This is a genomic window from Acetonema longum DSM 6540 (genome assembly GCF_000219125.1).
GTDB classification, from domain to species: domain Bacteria; phylum Bacillota; class Negativicutes; order Sporomusales; family Acetonemataceae; genus Acetonema; species Acetonema longum.
The window spans coordinates 21,874-38,711 of record NZ_AFGF01000005.1; the positions used below are offsets into that span (position 1 = coordinate 21,874).

Genomic DNA, 16,838 nt, shown 5'->3' on the forward strand with positions numbered 1-16,838 from the left:
ATGGGAGATCTGATGCGGCCCATTCCCTTCCGGGAATTAATCTGCCGGATATTCCAGGAATATTCTGCAGGCCGTTCTGTTTTTGCATTGCCGGAAAGCAGCTTTTTCCGCAAGACAGGCGGCAAAGCCGTTTCCATTTTCGGAGAATCCTGCGAAATGCCCCTTGGCCCGGCTGCCGGGCCCCACACCCAACTGGCCCAGAATATTATCACCTCGTATTTGGCGGGGAGCCGGTTTATTGAGTTGAAGACAGTGCAAGAGAAAGAGCCGCCGGTGGAGAAGCCCTGCATTGACGCCCAGGACGAAGGGTTTAACACCGAATGGTCCAGTGAATATACGCTGGAGAAGGCCTATGACGAATATATCAAGGCCTGGATTCTGCTGCATTTGATCGAGGAAGTGTTTGAACTCCGCAGCGGCAAAGACCGCTCCTTTGTGTTCAATATGAGCGTGGGCTACACCATGGAAGGAATCCGGCTGCCCCGCATGGACCGCTACATCAATAGTCTGATCGATGCGGCCGGTCACCCTTCCTTTGAACGTTACCGGCGGGAGCTAAAGACTGCCCTGCAGGACGGCGGTTTTCTCAAGGGCACCGGCCGGGAGAACCGCCTGCCGGCTATTTTGGATCTGCCTGAGCGGATTTCAGCAAAAATCTGCCAATCGGTCACACTCTCCACCATGCATGGCTGTCCGCCGGCGGAAATTGAAAAAATTTGCGCTTACATGCTGACCGAGAAGAAACTGCAAACCTTCGTAAAGCTGAACCCGACCCTGCTGTCCTTTCCGACAGTGCGGCGGATGCTGGATGATCTTGGCTTTGACTATGTACCGCTGAAGCAGGAATCCTTTGACCATGACCTGCAGTATCAGGACGCCATTCCCATGCTGAAGCGGCTGGTCAAGCTGGCCGCGGACCATAACCGCTTTTTCGGCGTGAAGCTGACCAATACCCTGGGAGCGGTGAATTTTAAGAAACAGCTGCCGGGGGGCGAAATGTATATGTCCGGCCGGGCTCTGTTCCCCTTGTCCATCAATCTGGCGGCCAAGGTTTGCCGGGAATTTGACGGCAAGCTGCCGATTTCCTTCTCCGCCGGCATCAGTGAACATAATGTGGAAGAAGTGTTTGCCGCCGGTATTCAGCCGATTACTCTGGCGACTGAACTGCTGAAGCCAGGGGGCTATAACCGGCTGTCGGCTATTGCGGCCAAACTGGAAGCCCGGGAGGACTGGGGAAAAACCAGCATTGATGTGGGAAAAGTGGAGGCCCTGGCCGGTCAATCTCTGAGTGCCGGCTACGTTCGGAAACACTACCGGGACACGGCGAAGATCAGTATTCCCGGCGGTTTGCCCCTCTTTGACTGCGCTGAAGCCCCGTGTAAAGCGGCCTGTCCCATTCATCAGGATATTCCCGAATATATTCAGCTGGTGGGCCAGAAACGCTATGCCGAAGCCCTGGAACTGATTTACGAAAAGAACCCCCTGCCTTCCATCACCGGTCATATTTGTGATCATGCCTGTCAGTACCACTGTACCCGTATGGATTACGAAGGCAGCGTCCTCATTCGGGAGATCAAGCGGATTGCCGTAAAGAAAGGGTTTGACGAGTACCGGAAACGGTGGGGGGCAGCGGCGAAAATCAAGGAAGTCAAGGTTGCTGTCCTGGGAGCCGGCCCCGCCGGATTGGCCGCGGCCTATTTTCTGACCCGGGAAGGCTTCGGCGTTACTGTTTTTGACCCCCGGGAATCAGCCGGCGGCACCGTGCGCCACGTTATTCCCCGCTTCCGTATCAGTGACGCGGCGATTGACAGTGATGTCAACTTTATCAGGGATCACGGCGTGGAGTTTGTGTTTCGCTCGGATCCCGGCCTGACGCCGGCGGCTCTCCGGTCTCAAGGCTATAAATATGTGGTGGTGGCTGTGGGCGCCGACGCCGAGAAGCCTTTCTCCCTGGAAGGCGGTTCAGCCCAAGTCATTCCCGCCCTGAAGTTCCTGGAACAGTATAATAAGGCGGCCGCTTCTCTCCGGATAGGCAAGCATGTGGCGGTAATCGGCGCGGGCAACACGGCTATGGACGCGGCCCGGACGGCCCTGAAAGTGGCGGGGGTGGAAACTTCCTGCGTGGTTTACCGCCGGACGGAAAAAGAAATGCCGGCTTACCGGGAAGAGTATGAGTTGGCTGCAGCCGATCAGGTACAGTTCCACTTCCTGCTGAATCCGGAGAAGCTCGACGGCGAAACCCTGGTCTGCCGGGTGATGAAACTGGGAGAACCGGCTGCCGGCGGCCGGCGCAAACCGGAACCAACCGGCGAGCTGCGGTCTATGAAGATCGACACCGTGATTACCGCCATCGGCGAAGAGGTGGACCAGGCGTTGCTGCAGTCCCTGGGAATCGGGGCCGTGAACCGGGAAACCGGCGAGACTGCTTTGCCGGGAGTATACCTGGCAGGGGATGCCTGCACCGGGCCGTCCTCCATCGTCAAAGGCATTGCCGCCGCCCGGCAGACGGCTGACGCTATCTGCCGGGCGGAGAATCCCGCCTGGAGCCGGAGCGGATTTGTTCCGCCTGCGGCCTGCGCTGAGCAAGTCAGAGGCATCAGGAGCAAGAAACTGGGACTTACCTGGCAGGCCGAAGCGCCGGTAGATAGTTCCGAACCGGTGAACCCGGCTGTGGGCGCGGTTGAAAGCAGCCGCTGCCTGGAGTGCAGCTATGTCTGCAACAAGTGCGTGGAGGTCTGTCCGAACCGGGCTAATATGGCCGTACACCTGGACGGCTTCCATAATTACTATCAGATTGTCCATGTCGACGCCTATTGCAACGAGTGCGGTAACTGCGCCACCTTCTGTCCCTGGGACGGACGGCCTTACACCGATAAGCTCACGTTATTCAGTTTGAAACAAGATTTTGCGGCCAGCAAAAATCCGGGATTCCTGGTACAGGGGGATGCCGTACTGGTGCGTTGCGAAGGCGCGGTCCAGACCCTGCCTCTGAAAAATGGCGTTTTGACGGCAGGCGCTGCAGGCTCTGTATTAGCGAATCTATGCCGGATTTTCAATAAGCTTTACGCCGAACAGAAGGCTTTATTTGGTCCGGTAGACGAATAAAAGGGGGGAGAACCATGCTGATATTAAAAAATGCCACAATTGTTGAATTTCAGCCCCCGGCGGTGAAAGCCGGCATGGATATCGTGATTGACGGGACCAAGATTGTCGAGGTAGGTGCCGGTATTGCCGGCGGCCGTCAGGCCGACCGGGTGATCGATCTGGCCGGTGCAATGGTGATGCCCGGTATCGTCTGCAGTCACAACCATTTTTACTCCGGGTTGTCCCGGGGGGTTATGGCGAACATTAAACCCAGTCCCGATTTTGTCTCAGTGCTGGAAAATCTCTGGTGGCGTCTGGACCGGGCCATTGATGAAGAAATCCTCTATTACAGCGGCATGGTCTGTTCCCTGGAAGCCGTCCGCTGCGGCGTGACCTCGGTTATTGACCACCACGCGTCTCCCGGCTTTATCAAAGGCTCCCTGAAGGTGTTGAAGCAAGCCTTTGAAGAAGTGGGGCTGAGAGGCATTACCTGCTACGAAACTACCGACCGGAACGGCGGGATGCGGGAAGTGGAGGCCGGCGTAACCGAGAATGTGGAGTTCGCCAGGCTCTGTGAACGAGACAAACAGGCCAGCCGGGGCGACTATCTTGTGGAAGCCATGATCGGCGCCCACACTCCGGTCACTGTGCCGGAGGAAGGACTTAGGCTGCTGGCCGAAGCTGTCCGGGAAACCGGCCGGGGCCTCCACATCCATGTGGCGGAAGACCGCTATGACATATCTTTCTCCCATCACCAATACAAAAAGGATCTCATCACCCGGCTCCGCGAATTCGGTCTGGTCAATAACAAAGCCCTGTTCGCTCATGGTGTGTATCTGTCCGATCAGGAGATTGATCTGATCAATCAGCATGACGCCTACCTGGTCCATAACGCCCGCTCCAATATGAACAACAACGTGGGCTATAACCATAAGATATCCTGCTATAAGAACGTTGCCCTGGGAACCGACGGGATCGGCAGCGACATGCTGGAAGAATTCAAATTCGCCTGCTTCAAGCACAAAGACGCCGGCGGCCCTCTATGGCCGGACAGCTACCTTAAATTCCTCCATAACGGCAACGACCTGTTAGGCCGCTATTTCGACGCCAAATTTGGCCAGGTCGCCCCCGGTTATAAAGCCGATCTGACCATTCTGGACTATGACTCGCCGACGCCGCTGCAACCGGAAAACATTGGCGGGCATTTGGCATTTGGCCTGGATTCACGGGATGTGAAGACAGTTGTCATCAATGGTGAGATCATCCTGGAAAACCGGGAATTTGCCTTTGATGTCAAGCTCATTTATGACAAAGCCCGTAGAGCTGCCCAGCGCCTGTGGAACAATATGGATAAACTTCCTTAATGCCGAAATAGAACGGAAAGAGGGCCGTTTCTCTGACAAGGTCAGGAGAAACAGCCCTCTTTTAGTCTCTCTATTTCTGCAGTACTTTTTCGGCTGCTCTGACGATATTCTGATATCCGGTGCAGCGGCACATGTTGCCGGACAGTTCTTTTTTGATCTCTTCCGTGGTGAAGGTTTGACCGCTTTCAGCCATGGCGGTGATGCTCATCACGAAACCGGGAGTGCAAAAACCGCACTGGACAGCGCCTTCGTCCAGCATGGCCTGCTGGACTTTTGACAACCGGCCTTCTTTGGCTTCTCCTTCCACGGTGCGGATTTCTTTGCCGTCAGCCCAGACCGCCAGGTAGATGCAGGTGTCGATAGTCTCCCCATTGATGAGGACGGTACAGGCGCCGCATTCGCCTACGCCGCAGCCTTTTTTCGTCCCCATCAGATTCAGCTTGTTGCGCAATGCTTCTAATAAAGACTCCCGGACGTCCGCCTCCAGGGTGACAGCCTGACCGTTTACCCGAAAGCTGATTTTTTTTGTGTTCATGCCGGATTCCTCCTTTTCGCCACAGCTTCCCGGAAGGCACGTTTGCTTAGCTCTGCCACCAACTGCAGCCGGTATTCTTTGGAGGCGCGCCAGGAAGTCCGGGGATTGACTTCGGTGACAGCGGTCTTGCCTGCGGTTGCTGCCAGTTCTTTGCTGAAAGTTTGGCCTTTTACCGCTGTTTCGGTTTTGAGACAGCGTATGGGAGTGGGCGCCGCTACCCCCAGAGCCAGCCGGAAGTCTTCTACCAGGTTGGCATCGCCTAACTTACAGAGTACGGAGCAGCTCAGGGTGGCGATATCCATGGCATTACGCATGGCGTATTTGATGTAATGGCCGCTGAAGCCCCGATAATCCTCCGGCGCGATCCGAATGGCGGTCAGAATTTCACCCTGAGTCAGAGCCACTTTGCCCGGACCTGTGTAAAAATCCTGAATGGCAATGGTCCGGATTCCGGCGGGTCCGGTGATCTGCAGGCGGGCGTTTAATGCAAACAGGGTGGGGGCGCTGTCGGCGGAGGTGGCTCCGTTACAGATGTTGCCGCCGATGGTCCCCGCATGGCGGGTCTGAGGGCCGCCCACCCAATTCACCGCTTCCCCCAGAAAGGGTAAATGCTCCCGGATTAAAGGGTGGGAGGATACTTGGGTAAAGGTGGTGACCGGCTTAATGACAATGGTACTGTCAGCCTCCAGATGAATTCCCTTTAATTCCGCTACCTCGTGAATGCTGACCAGATGCGCCTCCGGCAGCTTGCCCTCCCGGACATGGAGCAGTATATCGGTGCCGCCGGCCACCAGTTTAGCCCTTGGGTCCTTGGTTAAGAGCTCAATGGCCTGTTCCAGGTCACGGGCTTCTTCGTAGTTGGCGATATCAAACATGACAGCACTCCTCCTGTTCAATCAGCCCTGCCGCTTTAAATCTTTCAAACAGGCGCTGCGGGTTTAAAGGAAGCTCGTTGATGGCGACGCCAGTGGCATCCAGGACGGCATTGCGAATGGCCGGTGCGGCGGAAATGGCGGGTGGCTCCCCTAGAGCCTTGTTGCCGAAGGGCGCGGTAGGATCGTCGGTTTCCACAAAGGCTACGCCGATTTTCGGCGTATCGGCGGCAGTCATCAGTTTGTAATCTAAGAGGTTGTTGTTAAGGGGTTTGCCGCTTTTAGGATCGAACAGCATCTGTTCGTACAGGGCATAACCAAGAGCCATGCTGACGCCGCCGTGGACCTGACCGGTGGCCAAATCCGGATTGATAATTTTTCCTGAATCGTGGATATTATAGATCTGAAGCACATCCACCTTACCGGTGGGAATATCGACTTCCACTTCCACAAAGGTGCAGCCGTAGGCGAAAGCATTGGTGCGGGCCTGGTAAGACACGTCGGCGGTGATGGGGGCGGCAGCCGCCAAGTTGTAGTAGCTGTCCAGGGCGATGCTTTCCAGGGATTTCAGTCTTTCGCGGCTTTGTTTATAGATAACCCAGCCGTCGGCGATGTCCAGGGAATGAATAGGAATATCAGTCATCAAGCGGCAGCGTTCCAGGATTTTCGCCTTGATTTCCTCAGCAGCTTTTTTTACGGCGCCGCCGGATACGTAAGTCTGGCGGGAGGCATAGGAGCCGGTGTCGAAGGGGGTTATATCCGTGTCCTGGACCGAGACCACATGAACCCAGTCCAGGGGGATGCCAAGTATCTCCGCCGTCATTTGGGCAAAGACCGTGTCACTGCCCTGACCGATTTCCGTAGCGCCGACCTGCAGTTGAACCGAACCGTCCTGGTTGAGAACAATGCGGGCCCCGGCCAGTTCCAGTCCTACCGGCCAGGTGGCGGTGCCGTAATAGAAGCAGGCCGCGCCTATGCCCCGGCGTTTCGGACCGGTCTGATTCCTGTTGGCCGCTTTCTGTTCATCCCAGCGGATGAGCTTCCTTCCCTTTTCGACGCACTCCCATAACCCGCTGGTATGGGCCTTGACCCCGTTAAGCGGATCGACAAAGCCGGGTTCATGAAAGTTTTTCAGCCGGAATTCCAGCGGGTCCATACCAATGGCCCGGGCCAAATCTTCCATGTGACATTCCAGGGCGAAAATGACCTGGGGAATGCCATAGCCCCGCATGGCGCCCGCAGCCGGCATATTGGTATATACAGTTGTGACTTCACATTCCACCGCTTTTTGTTTATACTGTACACGTACCGTACCGGAGCATTTGGCGCCGATGGAATGTCCGTGAGAGGCATAGGCGCCGTTGACGGAAATAATCCTGGCTTGGCGGGCTAGCAGCGTTCCGTCTTTTTTGACTCCTGATTTCAGCCAGTAATTCATGGCATGACGGGTACGGGTGGCAATGAAGGTTTCTTCCCTGCTCAATTCCAGTTTCACCGGCCGGCCGTTCACTTTCGTGCTGAGAAAAGCGGCCAGGGGCTCCACCACAACGTCCTGCTTGCTGCCGAAACCGCCGCCCACAGCCGGTTTAATCACCCGGACCTTTCCCCAGGGAATCCCCAGCGCCTGGCCGACAATCCGGCGGCAAATGTGAGGAATCTGGGTGGACGAGCAGATGACGATCCGGCCGGTGGCATCCACATAGGCGAAGGCGCTGTGATTTTCCATGGCGCAGTGTTGGACAACGCTGGTTTTGTAATCGCCTTCCAGAATATAATCCGCTTCGGCAAAGGCTTGTTCCAGGTTGCCTAATTGGTAGCCGGTTTTTTTGATGATATTTTTCGTGCCGGCATGGATTTCCAGTGCGTTTTCTTGCAGGGCGTCTTCGCCATTGAGGATAGGAGAATATTCCTCATACTCCACATCGATAAGCCGGAGGGCCTTTTCGGCGGTCAGTTCATCCGCTGCCACCACAGCGGCAATTTCGTCACCCCACAGCCGGACGCGGCCGGTCAGCAGATGACGGTCAGCCACGTCCTGATGCTTAGGGTCGGTGCTGTAAGGATGTCCGGCTGTGGGAAAGGTATGAAACGGAACATCTTCAAACGTCACCACGGCTTCCACTCCCGGCAGCGTCCCGGCTTTCGCCGTGTCGATCCGCCTAACCCGGCCGTTGGCAATGGTGCTGCGCAAGAGCTTGGCATGCAGCATATGACGGACAAAAATATCATCCACATATTCGGCTTTGCCGCATACCTTGCTGACGCCGTCAATACGGGCGACGCTGCTTCCAATGATTTGCATAGTTTCACTCCTTTGCTTGCCTTTTGCAACTGGTTTTATCGTCCCTCTTTTGAGGCGCAATTTCTTTAGAATGATAAACGAGCAAATTTCATGCCAAGCCCGGGCTGCTGCTTGTAGTGACAGGGAAGCGGGCAGAGTGGTGAAAAATTATATGATAAAAAAAGTAGAAAAAATACAAAAAAATGTATCGTTATGATACTTTTCGTATCGAATTGGAATTGGGCAGAACCTCATGTAAATGGTGATACGACTGAGGATAAGGACTGTGAACTGAAATGGGTACCAATTTGATACAGTGCCGGTGCAGCGGAATATCGCGAAACGTCAAAAAACAAGCAGGTGAGTGCAGTGCCAAAGGGGATTTGAGATGGCACGAATTTTGCTTGATATTTGTGAAGATAGCGCAACCGAAAAAACTGGTCCGATTTGTAGCAGTACCATCGGAAATGCAGACTGGTCAGCTTGTCAGAAGGAAGGTGTAAAACCGGGAGCAACAGAATGGTCTATGATTGCTGATCGTACTTCAATTTTATGAAGAAATGAGGAGATAAAATGAGTGACTCTCGCCATCCGGTAAATGAAATGCTGCCGATGGGGCAGCTGTTTGCGTATGGATTGCAGCACGTTTTGGCTATGTACGCCGGGGCGGTTGCTGTGCCGCTGATTATTGCCAATGCTCTGGGACTGAGTAAGGAACAGCTGATTTATCTCATTAACGCGGATTTATTTACTTGCGGTATCGCTACCATCATTCAGACCATCGGTTTCTGGAAAATGGGTGTCCGCATCCCCTTGATCCAAGGGGTAACCTTTGCGGCAGTAACGCCGATGATTATTATCGGCAAGGCCCACGGCATCACGGCCATCTATGGTTCCATTCTAGTGGCCGGCGCCATGACCTTCTTTGCTGCCCCTTATTTCAGCCGTCTTCTCCGCTTCTTCCCGCCGGTAGTCACCGGGACCATTATCACGACGATCGGGGTGACCCTGATGCCGGTTGCGGTCAACTGGGCCGGCGGCGGCGTGGGAGCTAAGGACTTTGCCAGTCTGTCGAATGTTTCCCTTGCCTTCTTTGTACTCATTCTTGTTTTGGCGTTCAATCGTTATTTGAAAGGCTTCTGGAGCAATATTGCCGTACTGTTAGGTTTAATCGCTGGTACACTCATTTCTATTCCCTTTGACAAGGTAGACTTTACAGCGGTTGTCCAGGCTGACTGGCTGGGGATTACGACCCCCTTCCACTTTGGGATGCCTGTCTTTGACATTGCTTCCATCGTATCAATGGCGCTGGTGATGCTGGTTGTTATGGTAGAGACTACCGGAGACTGTATCGCGGTAGGCGAGATCATCGACAAGGAGATTACCCAGGACGATTTGGCCAGATGCCTGAGGGCCGATGGCTTCTCTACAGTTTTGGGGGGCATTCTCAACAGCTTCCCCTATACTGCTTTTGCCCAGAATGTGGGCTTGGTAGGTCTCACCAAAGTGAAAAGCCGTTTTGTCGTTGCCACCGCAGGGGTCATCCTTGTCGTTCTGGGCCTGCTGCCCAAAATGGCCGCCGTTGTTTCGGTGATTCCTAATGCGGTGCTGGGCGGCGCCGGTATTGCCATGTTCGGCATGGTAGCCGCCAGCGGCATCAAGACGTTATCCAAAGTGGATTTTGACGGGACCTATAATATTCTGGTTGTCGGCATCAGCATAGGCATCGGGATGATTACTCTGGCTGCGCCGGACTTTTACGCCAACTTCCCGGAATGGGCCCAGGTCATGCTCCATAGCGGTATCACGGCCGCCAGCCTTACTGCTATTATACTGAACGTTGTTTTAAATGGTGTAAGCCAGCCGGCCCAGGCGGCTCGAGCGAAAAGCGGTTCAAACTAAAAACTGATTTTTTCTGGTTCAGAACAGGCCATTGAGATAATTTGTTTCAATGGCCTGTTTTCTTTGTGGCTTCACTGGATGCCGGGCGGTTTAAAATGAATACATTCAGGAGGGTATAACCGGGATTTCTGTAATATCAGGCATGATCTGTGGGGCTGGTGGGAAAACTGTTCGGCATGAAGTATTTATCCACCTTGTTTGGCCTGACGGTACTTACCCATCAGATAGGAGCTTTTTTAGGCGCCTGGCTGGGTGGTTTGGCTGTGGTCCATGACGGGAACTATCTGTGGATGTGGTATGCAGATGTTTTACTGGCAAGTTTAGCGGCGCTGGTTAACTTGCCCATTCGGGAGCAAAAAGTAAGTCCAGACATATAAAATTTGTACAGGGCCACGGACAAAATAAGTTCGTTGCCCTGTTTTGGTTTAGAATACCGGGGCGGTTCAAAAATGAATCTGGTGATATATGATATTTTATGGAATATGAATAAACTATGAATGGTTGAATTTGCACAGGCCCATTTAAGTATAGTCAAGCATTTTGACGATATTATATCTGAACGAGAGGTGGCAAGATTGCGGAGCGAAAAGCCAAAGAACCGGATGGCCAGACAGATAGGACTGCCCCCGGGATCCCTGCTGCATATGGATCTGGAGCGGGATGCCAAAAGCAAAATCACATTGTTTCATTATGATGAAGCAAACCTGGTGCGGCGGGAATGCATGCTGTCTCAGGAACTGGCTCCGCCACTGCCGGAGGGCATTACCTGGATCCATGTCACCGGTACTTTGAATCTGCCGCTCATCGAACGGCTGGGAGAGGTTTTTTCACTGCACCCGCTGGTGCTGGAAGACATCGTCAGCAGTGAACAGCGGCCTAAAAGCGAGGATTTCGGCGAATATTATTTCATTGTCACCAAGATCTATATGCTGGAGGGCCGCCGGATTGTCACCGGCCAGGCCAGTTTCATCCTTGGCGGCCATTATGTCATTTCTTTCTTGGAAGAAGACAGTGGCTTATTTGCACCGGTGATCGAACGCCTGACCCACCCCAAAGGCAAGATGCGTAAATTGGGAGCCGACTATCTGGTTTATGCTTTGATTGATACGATTGTGGATCATTATTTTTGCGTGCTGGAGCAGTTTGGCGATGATATTGAGCGTCTGGAGGAAGCCGTCGTTTCTCAAGCTTCCCAGGATAACCTCCAGGAGATCCATGACCTGAAAACCCAAATGCTTGTTTTTCGCAAAGCGGTTTGGCCGCTGCGGGAAATGATCAGCACCCTGGAACGGGGCCAAAGCGGTCTGTTTCGAGAGCCTACCCAGCTCTATATCCGGGACGTGTATGATCATATTACTCAGGTCCTGGACACCTTGGAAACCTATCGGGATGTAGCCCTGGGGCTGTTGGACATGTACATTTCGGGTGCCAGCAACCGAATGAATCAGATAATTAAAGTCCTGACCATTATTTCCACCATCTTTATGCCCCTGACCTTTATCGTGGGTTTGTACGGCATGAACTTTCGCCATATGCCGGAATTGGAATGGAACTGGGGTTATCCGGCGGTATTGCTGGTTATGGGAACCATTGCCGGCGGGATGCTGTGGTACTTTAAGCGCAAAGGTTGGATCTAGTTTTAAATGGCACAAGGTACGAGAAAGGAATGGCCGGGAATATGGCGAAATGAATATAGATGAGTGTTTTCAATTTTAAGGTGGATGTAGATGAAATGGAGCAGCTTGATGTAAAAGCCTTGGATCAGATTATCCGGCAGACAATGGAGGCTGTGGAAAAAGGCAAGGCTCAGATTTTTGACATATATGAAGCCGCCCGCAATGAAATGGAAAATGTCCGTAAAGATGTGGAGCGGATTAAACAGGAAGCGGCTGAAATTATTTTTAAAGTGGACGAACTGACCAAGCGGGAAAGACGCGCCCGTCTGCGGCTGGTGGACGTTCACCGCAACTTCCATCAGTACACCGAGGAACAGACGCGGGAGGTCTATCAGGATGCCGAGAATCTGCGGGTGGAGATTGAAGTGGCCCAGGAACGGGAGGCTAATCTTCGCCGGCGGAGGGATGAGTTGGACCTTAGGCTGCGTTCCTTAAAAACAACGGCTGATAAGGCCGAGATTCTGGCCAGTCAGGTGGGAGTGGCCCTGAATTTTCTCAGCAACCAGATGGGTCATGTGCTGAGTCATCTGGAAAATATTCAGCAGCGTCAGGTTTATGGTGCCCGGATCATCAAGGCTCAGGAAGAAGAGCGGCGGCGGGTCGCCCGGGATATCCACGACGGTCCCGCCCAGGCAATGGCCAATGTGGTATTTCGGGCCGAAGTTTGTGAACGGCTGATTGAAACCGATGTAGACCGGGCCAAAGAGGAATTAAAAGAATTGCGGGAACAGGTGCGAATGGTGCTGCGGGAAACCCGCAAGCTGATTTTCGGACTGCGGCCTATGACCTTGGATGACTTAGGTCTGGCGCCAACCATTAAGCGCCTGTTGGACAATATGAAGGATCGGGGCGACATCAGTACCGAAATCCGTGTGTCGGGCCAGGAAATACGCCTGGACCCCTCGACGGAAGTCGGTATGTTCCGGGTGATTCAGGAAGCCCTGACTAACGTGGAAAAACACGCTAAAGCTAAGATGGTGCGGGTTCGCCTGGATTTCCGGCCTAATGCCGTGTCCGCTTCGGTGGAAGATGACGGAGCCGGGTTTGACTCGATGGAAATTATCAGTAACGAAAGTTTTGGCCTGACCGGAATGAAAGAGAGGCTGTCTCTGCTAGGCGGGGAAGTTTCCGTAAAATCCCAGAAGGGCAAAGGGACCAAGGTGTATATTAATGTCCCGCTGGCTCAGCCGTGAAGCTCCGGGAAACCGGGGAAAAAGGCCTGTGTGGCGCATATTTACGGGTATACTATTAAAATATAAGGTAATATTTAGATACAGGCTGCCAGGATGGCAGCCAGACAGGCAACCTTATTGCCCGGGACATGCCGGTGCCGGTTGCCGCGGAAAAGAGGGATCAGCATTGACATTGCTTAATCAAAAAGATATACCATTATTACAGGCCATGACCCACTATGTCCGGGACCAGGTTACACCCTACCATACGCCGGGACATAAACAGGGCAAGGGGATGCATCCGGCTCTGGGCAATATCCTGGGGCAGGGCACTTTGGCTTTGGATTTGGCTCTGATGTATGAGCTGGACGATCTCCACGAGCCTCACAGTTGCATTAAGGCGGCTCAGGATCTGGCGGCCGAGTTGTACGGCGCTGATCGCAGTTTTTTTGTAGTCAATGGGACAACCGGCGGTATTTATGCCATGATCCTGACCATTGCCGGACCTGGCGATAAGATTATCATACCGCGGAATGCCCACCGTTCGATTATCGGCGGAATTATTTTAAGCGGCGCCATTCCGGTCTTTATGCAACCGGAAGTAGACCACGAACTGGGCATTGCCATGGGCGTAACCCCCCAAACAGTGGAAGGCGCTCTGAAAAGCCACCCGGATGCCAAAGGCGTCCTGATTATCAATCCTACTTATTACGGCGTGGCTACAGATTTAAAACGCATTGTGGACCTGGTCCATTCCTACGGTATGCCGGTGGTGGTGGACGAAGCCCACGGGCCTCATTTGAAATTCAGCCCTCAACTGCCGCTGCAGGCACTGGATGCCGGCGCGGATATTTGCGCTCAGAGTACTCATAAGATTATCGGCGCTATGACCCAATGTTCCATGGTTCACTGCCGCCAGGGACGGATCAATATTCCCCGTCTCAAGGCCATGCTGCAGCTGGTTCAGTCCACCAGCCCCAATTACGTATTGCTGGCGTCCCTGGATGTAGCCCGGATGCAGATGGCCACCCAAGGCTCCGAACTGATTGATCGGGCAATTGAACTGTCCGACGGGATCCGCCGTCAGATCAACGGCATTCCGGGCTTATACTGCTTTGGCGAGGAAAAATTATCCGGACCGGGGGTGTATGGTCTGGACCCCACCAAGCTGACCGTAACTGTCAAGGGGCTGGGTCTGACAGGAACCGAAGCCGAGAGAATTTTGCGGGATAAATACCGAATCCAGGCCGAATTGTCGGATATGTACAATCTGCTGTTTTTGATCACCTTGGGGGATCAGAAACAGGAGGCGCAGGTTTTAGTGGACGCTCTCAGGGATATGGCCACAAACCATTTGGGCGACAGGGACTTTTCCCCGATCTACGACGTATACTCCACCGCCCATTATCCCATGGCGCCGGAGCAGGTGATGTCGCCCCGGCAGGCTCTGTTCAGCAACTCCCGTCCGGTGCGTTTCATAGACTCGGTAGGAAAGGTGTGCGCCGAGATTGTGACCTTTTATCCGCCCGGTATTCCCCTGCTCTGTCCGGGGGAAAAAATTTCCCAGGATGTGGTGGATTACTGTCTGAGGCTGCAGGAGACCGGGTTGCATATTTCCGGCCCGGAGGATTATACTTTACAAACGATAAAAGTGGTGGAATAATGCAGATACGGGGTATGTTTATAACCTTTGAGGGACCTGACGGAGCGGGCAAGACCACTCAGATCGGTTTGCTGTCCCAATATCTTTCCCGCCGGGGAATGGCCGTAGTTACAACCCGGGAACCGGGTGGCACACCTTTGGGGGATGATATCCGCAGGATCCTCTTAGATGTAAAATATAAAGGTATGGACCCCCGGGCCGAGACTCTTTTATATCTGGCAGCCAGGGCACAGCATGCCGCCACGGTCATCCGGCCGGCATTGGCAGAGGGACGGATCATTCTTTCCGACCGGTTTGCCGATTCCACTTTGGCCTATCAGGGCGCGGCCCGCGCCCTGGCAGCTGCCGAAGTGGCCGCAGCCAACGAGTTTGCCACAGCCGGTCTGATACCGGACCTGACCATCCTGCTGGACGGTGATCCGGCTGAACTGCAGACCCGCCGCCAAAGGCGCGGGGCTGGCGACCGGATCGAAGCCGAGGCCATTGCCTTTCACCGGCGGGTAAGGACAGGATTCCTGCAGTTGGCCGGTAAAGAACCGGATCGGTTTCGGATCATCAATGCCTTAGATTCAGTTGAAACGATAAACAGCCAGATTGTTTGCTATATTGATGAGTTTTTGCACAGGAGGGAAAAACAATGAAAGTCAATAAATTGACCACATCCAGCCCACAGCCTATGTCTGACCGGGAAACCGTGGCCAAGGCAGACCCGGCCAATAGTCAATTTGCCTTTGATTTGGGGAAGAACAAGGAAAGATTATCAAAGGAAAAACTAAATGAGTTGTTGGAAGAGATTACCGAACAGGGAGAGAAGCTGGCCAGCATCCCCACTTATGCTGAACTGAAGGCTTACCGGGGTTTAGTCAGCAAGTTTTTGAATGAAGTGGTTACCAATATGTATGCGGTGGACTCACAGAATGGCTGGGACCGTCAGGGCCGCCAGAAAATGTATACCACCATCAAGCAGATCGACCAGGAACTGGCCGGTCTAGCTGAGGATGTCCGGGCGGGCCAGGAAAAGCAGATTGGCATTGCGGCCAAGCTGGATACTATCCGTGGCCTGCTGGTCGACTTATACATGTGAAAACGCCGGAAGAACCGCCAATGCTATGGCGTGATATTATCGGACATGCTGAAGTCATCCGGATATTGAAGAATATGCTGGCCAGCGGCAAAATCCCCCACGCCTTGCTGTTAACCGGCCCGTCAGGAGTGGGCAAAGGGATGATGGCCCGAATTTTCGCTGCTGCTCTCCTGTGCCGGGAAGAAACAGGCGACCGGCCTTGCGGCATGTGTCACTCCTGCCGCTTAATCGGCCGTGATGCCAATCCGGCTTTGTCCGGATTGTATGACGACGACAGCAGCATAAAAATCAGTCAGATCCGCGCCTTACAACATGAGGTTTCTTTGGCTCCCGCCGACGGGTCCCGACGGGTGATCCTCCTGGAAAATGCCCAGCGCATGACAGCCGAAGCCGCCAACAGTCTCCTGAAAATCTTGGAGGAGCCGCCGGAGGGCCTGCATTTTATTTTAACATCCCCTTCGGCCCACCTTTTATTGCCCACAGTTCTGTCCCGCTGCCTCACCCTGGCTCTGGAGCCGCTGCCGCGGGCTCTTTTGACCGAGGCACTGCTGGCCAGAGGGGTAATGCCCGATTTGGCCAAAAGCGCGGCCGGCCTGGGCGGCGGCTGCCTGGGGACAGCTTTGAAGCTTCTGGAGCCGGGCGGACTGGAACCTCGCGTCCGGGCCTTATCCATCCTGACGGCCCTGGCCGGACACGGATCAGCTGTCTGGTGGGATAAAGCCGAGGAGTTTGATAAGCTGGAGCCGGAGGACAGGCGTCAGGTCCTGCGGCATCTTTTATACCTTTTGCGGGATATGGCGCTGGGCGGACAAGACGCCGATCCGTCCTTGGTCATCAATCAGGATATCTGGCCTGAGCTGGCAGCCTGCCGGTATCCTTCCCATACAGCACTTCAGGCCATGAGGGAAACCCAGGCCGCCCTGACAGCCCTGGCCGGCAACGCCAACGCCCGGCTCACGATGGAAGGGCTGCTGCTGAAACTACAGAATTTACGAGAGACTTCTGCGTAATTTTTGTTATAAAATCTTATTTAATAAAATTAGGGCTGTTGTAGAACTCATCTGCGGCCTAGAATCTGGGACCGTTCAAAAAGGTTCAGATGCTAGGTCAGCGAAATGCTTGCGTTTCCGTAGTAGTGAAGAATTCAGGTGATTTTTCGGCATGTGAGAGATCATACGCTACCATCATTCTCCCGAAAAGTCACA

Annotated in this window: 13 protein-coding genes and 1 pseudogene; 11 read left to right on the forward strand and 3 right to left on the reverse strand. The window is 53.9% G+C overall.

Translation table 11 applies throughout. The features are described 5' to 3' along the window. Both ygfK and ssnA read left to right on the forward strand, forming a co-directional pair. Window positions 1–3,105, forward strand: a complete 3,105-nt coding sequence (ygfK, locus tag ALO_RS00130) for a putative selenate reductase subunit YgfK (protein ID WP_004091587.1) — start codon at window positions 1–3, stop codon at window positions 3,103–3,105. 14 nt (window positions 3,106–3,119) lie between these two features. Further along, window positions 3,120–4,448: a putative aminohydrolase SsnA gene (gene ssnA, locus ALO_RS00135; RefSeq protein ID WP_004091588.1), complete on the forward strand. Its 1,329-nt coding sequence runs from the start codon at window positions 3,120–3,122 to the stop codon at window positions 4,446–4,448. 70 nt (window positions 4,449–4,518) lie between these two features. Here the strand turns inward: ssnA and xdhC are convergent, their stop codons facing one another. Genes xdhC through xdhA form a run of 3 tightly spaced genes read right to left on the reverse strand, consistent with a single transcriptional unit; the run spans window position 4,519 to window position 8,157 of the window. Continuing rightward, window positions 4,519–4,983, reverse strand: coding sequence for a xanthine dehydrogenase subunit XdhC (gene xdhC / locus ALO_RS00140; RefSeq protein WP_004091592.1), 465 nt, complete (start codon window positions 4,981–4,983; stop codon window positions 4,519–4,521). Further along, window positions 4,980–5,858, reverse strand: a complete 879-nt coding sequence (gene xdhB / locus ALO_RS00145) for a xanthine dehydrogenase subunit XdhB (protein WP_004091593.1) — start codon at window positions 5,856–5,858, stop codon at window positions 4,980–4,982. The genes xdhC and xdhB overlap by 4 nt, the downstream gene beginning before the upstream one ends. After that, on the reverse strand, window positions 5,851–8,157 hold the full coding sequence (gene xdhA, locus ALO_RS00150) for a xanthine dehydrogenase subunit XdhA (RefSeq protein ID WP_004091595.1): 2,307 nt from the start codon (window positions 8,155–8,157) through the stop codon (window positions 5,851–5,853). The genes xdhB and xdhA overlap by 8 nt, the downstream gene beginning before the upstream one ends. Before the next feature lie 367 nt (window positions 8,158–8,524). Between xdhA and ALO_RS22275 the strand changes: the two genes are divergently transcribed. The 9 genes and pseudogenes from ALO_RS22275 to ALO_RS00190 all read left to right on the forward strand — a co-directional run bounded on the left by ALO_RS22275 (window position 8,525) and on the right by ALO_RS00190 (window position 16,643). Then, on the forward strand, window positions 8,525–8,692 hold the full coding sequence (locus ALO_RS22275) for a hypothetical protein (RefSeq protein WP_169313109.1): 168 nt from the start codon (window positions 8,525–8,527) through the stop codon (window positions 8,690–8,692). Window positions 8,693–8,709: 17 nt separating this feature from the next. Beyond that, the gene (locus ALO_RS00155; RefSeq protein WP_004091597.1) at window positions 8,710–10,038 is read left to right on the forward strand and encodes a nucleobase:cation symporter-2 family protein; all 1,329 of its coding nucleotides are present in this window, start codon (window positions 8,710–8,712) and stop codon (window positions 10,036–10,038) included. A gap of 146 nt (window positions 10,039–10,184) precedes the next feature. Continuing rightward, window positions 10,185–10,415: pseudogene (locus ALO_RS00160) on the forward strand (MFS transporter); the annotation flags it as partial. Window positions 10,416–10,604: 189 nt separating this feature from the next. Continuing rightward, window positions 10,605–11,675, forward strand: a complete 1,071-nt coding sequence (corA, locus tag ALO_RS00165) for a magnesium/cobalt transporter CorA (protein WP_413788486.1) — start codon at window positions 10,605–10,607, stop codon at window positions 11,673–11,675. Between the two features lie 59 nt (window positions 11,676–11,734). Next, window positions 11,735–12,907, forward strand: coding sequence for a sensor histidine kinase (locus tag ALO_RS00170; protein ID WP_004091603.1), 1,173 nt, complete (start codon window positions 11,735–11,737; stop codon window positions 12,905–12,907). 166 nt (window positions 12,908–13,073) lie between these two features. Then, a complete protein-coding gene (locus tag ALO_RS00175) occupies window positions 13,074–14,549 on the forward strand; it encodes an aminotransferase class I/II-fold pyridoxal phosphate-dependent enzyme (RefSeq protein WP_004091612.1) in 1,476 nt (491 codons plus the stop codon). Continuing rightward, window positions 14,549–15,190, forward strand: a complete 642-nt coding sequence (gene tmk, locus ALO_RS00180; RefSeq protein WP_004091614.1) for a dTMP kinase — start codon at window positions 14,549–14,551, stop codon at window positions 15,188–15,190. The genes ALO_RS00175 and tmk overlap by 1 nt, the downstream gene beginning before the upstream one ends. Then, a complete protein-coding gene (locus ALO_RS00185) occupies window positions 15,187–15,633 on the forward strand; it encodes a YaaR family protein (protein ID WP_004091616.1) in 447 nt (148 codons plus the stop codon). Before tmk ends, ALO_RS00185 begins: the two co-directional genes overlap by 4 nt. A 20-nt stretch (window positions 15,634–15,653) precedes the next feature. After that, window positions 15,654–16,643, forward strand: a complete 990-nt coding sequence (locus tag ALO_RS00190; RefSeq protein ID WP_004091618.1) for a DNA polymerase III subunit — start codon at window positions 15,654–15,656, stop codon at window positions 16,641–16,643. The last annotated feature ends 195 nt before the right edge of the window (window positions 16,644–16,838 follow it).

What these genes read in the sequence shown, in the direction of transcription:
- ygfK (WP_004091587.1), top strand. Translation starts at nt 1, where the DNA reads ATGGGAGATCTGATGCGGCCCATTCCCTTCCGGGAATTAATCTGCCGG.
- ssnA (WP_004091588.1), top strand. Translation starts at nt 3,120, where the DNA reads ATGCTGATATTAAAAAATGCCACAATTGTTGAATTTCAGCCCCCGGCG.
- xdhC (WP_004091592.1), bottom strand. Translation starts at nt 4,983, where the DNA reads ATGAACACAAAAAAAATCAGCTTTCGGGTAAACGGTCAGGCTGTCACC.
- xdhB (WP_004091593.1), bottom strand. Translation starts at nt 5,858, where the DNA reads ATGTTTGATATCGCCAACTACGAAGAAGCCCGTGACCTGGAACAGGCC.
- xdhA (WP_004091595.1), bottom strand. Translation starts at nt 8,157, where the DNA reads ATGCAAATCATTGGAAGCAGCGTCGCCCGTATTGACGGCGTCAGCAAG.
- ALO_RS22275 (WP_169313109.1), top strand. Translation starts at nt 8,525, where the DNA reads ATGGCACGAATTTTGCTTGATATTTGTGAAGATAGCGCAACCGAAAAA.
- ALO_RS00155 (WP_004091597.1), top strand. Translation starts at nt 8,710, where the DNA reads ATGAGTGACTCTCGCCATCCGGTAAATGAAATGCTGCCGATGGGGCAG.
- ALO_RS00170 (WP_004091603.1), top strand. Translation starts at nt 11,735, where the DNA reads ATGAGTGTTTTCAATTTTAAGGTGGATGTAGATGAAATGGAGCAGCTT.
- tmk (WP_004091614.1), top strand. Translation starts at nt 14,549, where the DNA reads ATGCAGATACGGGGTATGTTTATAACCTTTGAGGGACCTGACGGAGCG.
- ALO_RS00185 (WP_004091616.1), top strand. Translation starts at nt 15,187, where the DNA reads ATGAAAGTCAATAAATTGACCACATCCAGCCCACAGCCTATGTCTGAC.
- ALO_RS00190 (WP_004091618.1), top strand. Translation starts at nt 15,654, where the DNA reads ATGCTATGGCGTGATATTATCGGACATGCTGAAGTCATCCGGATATTG.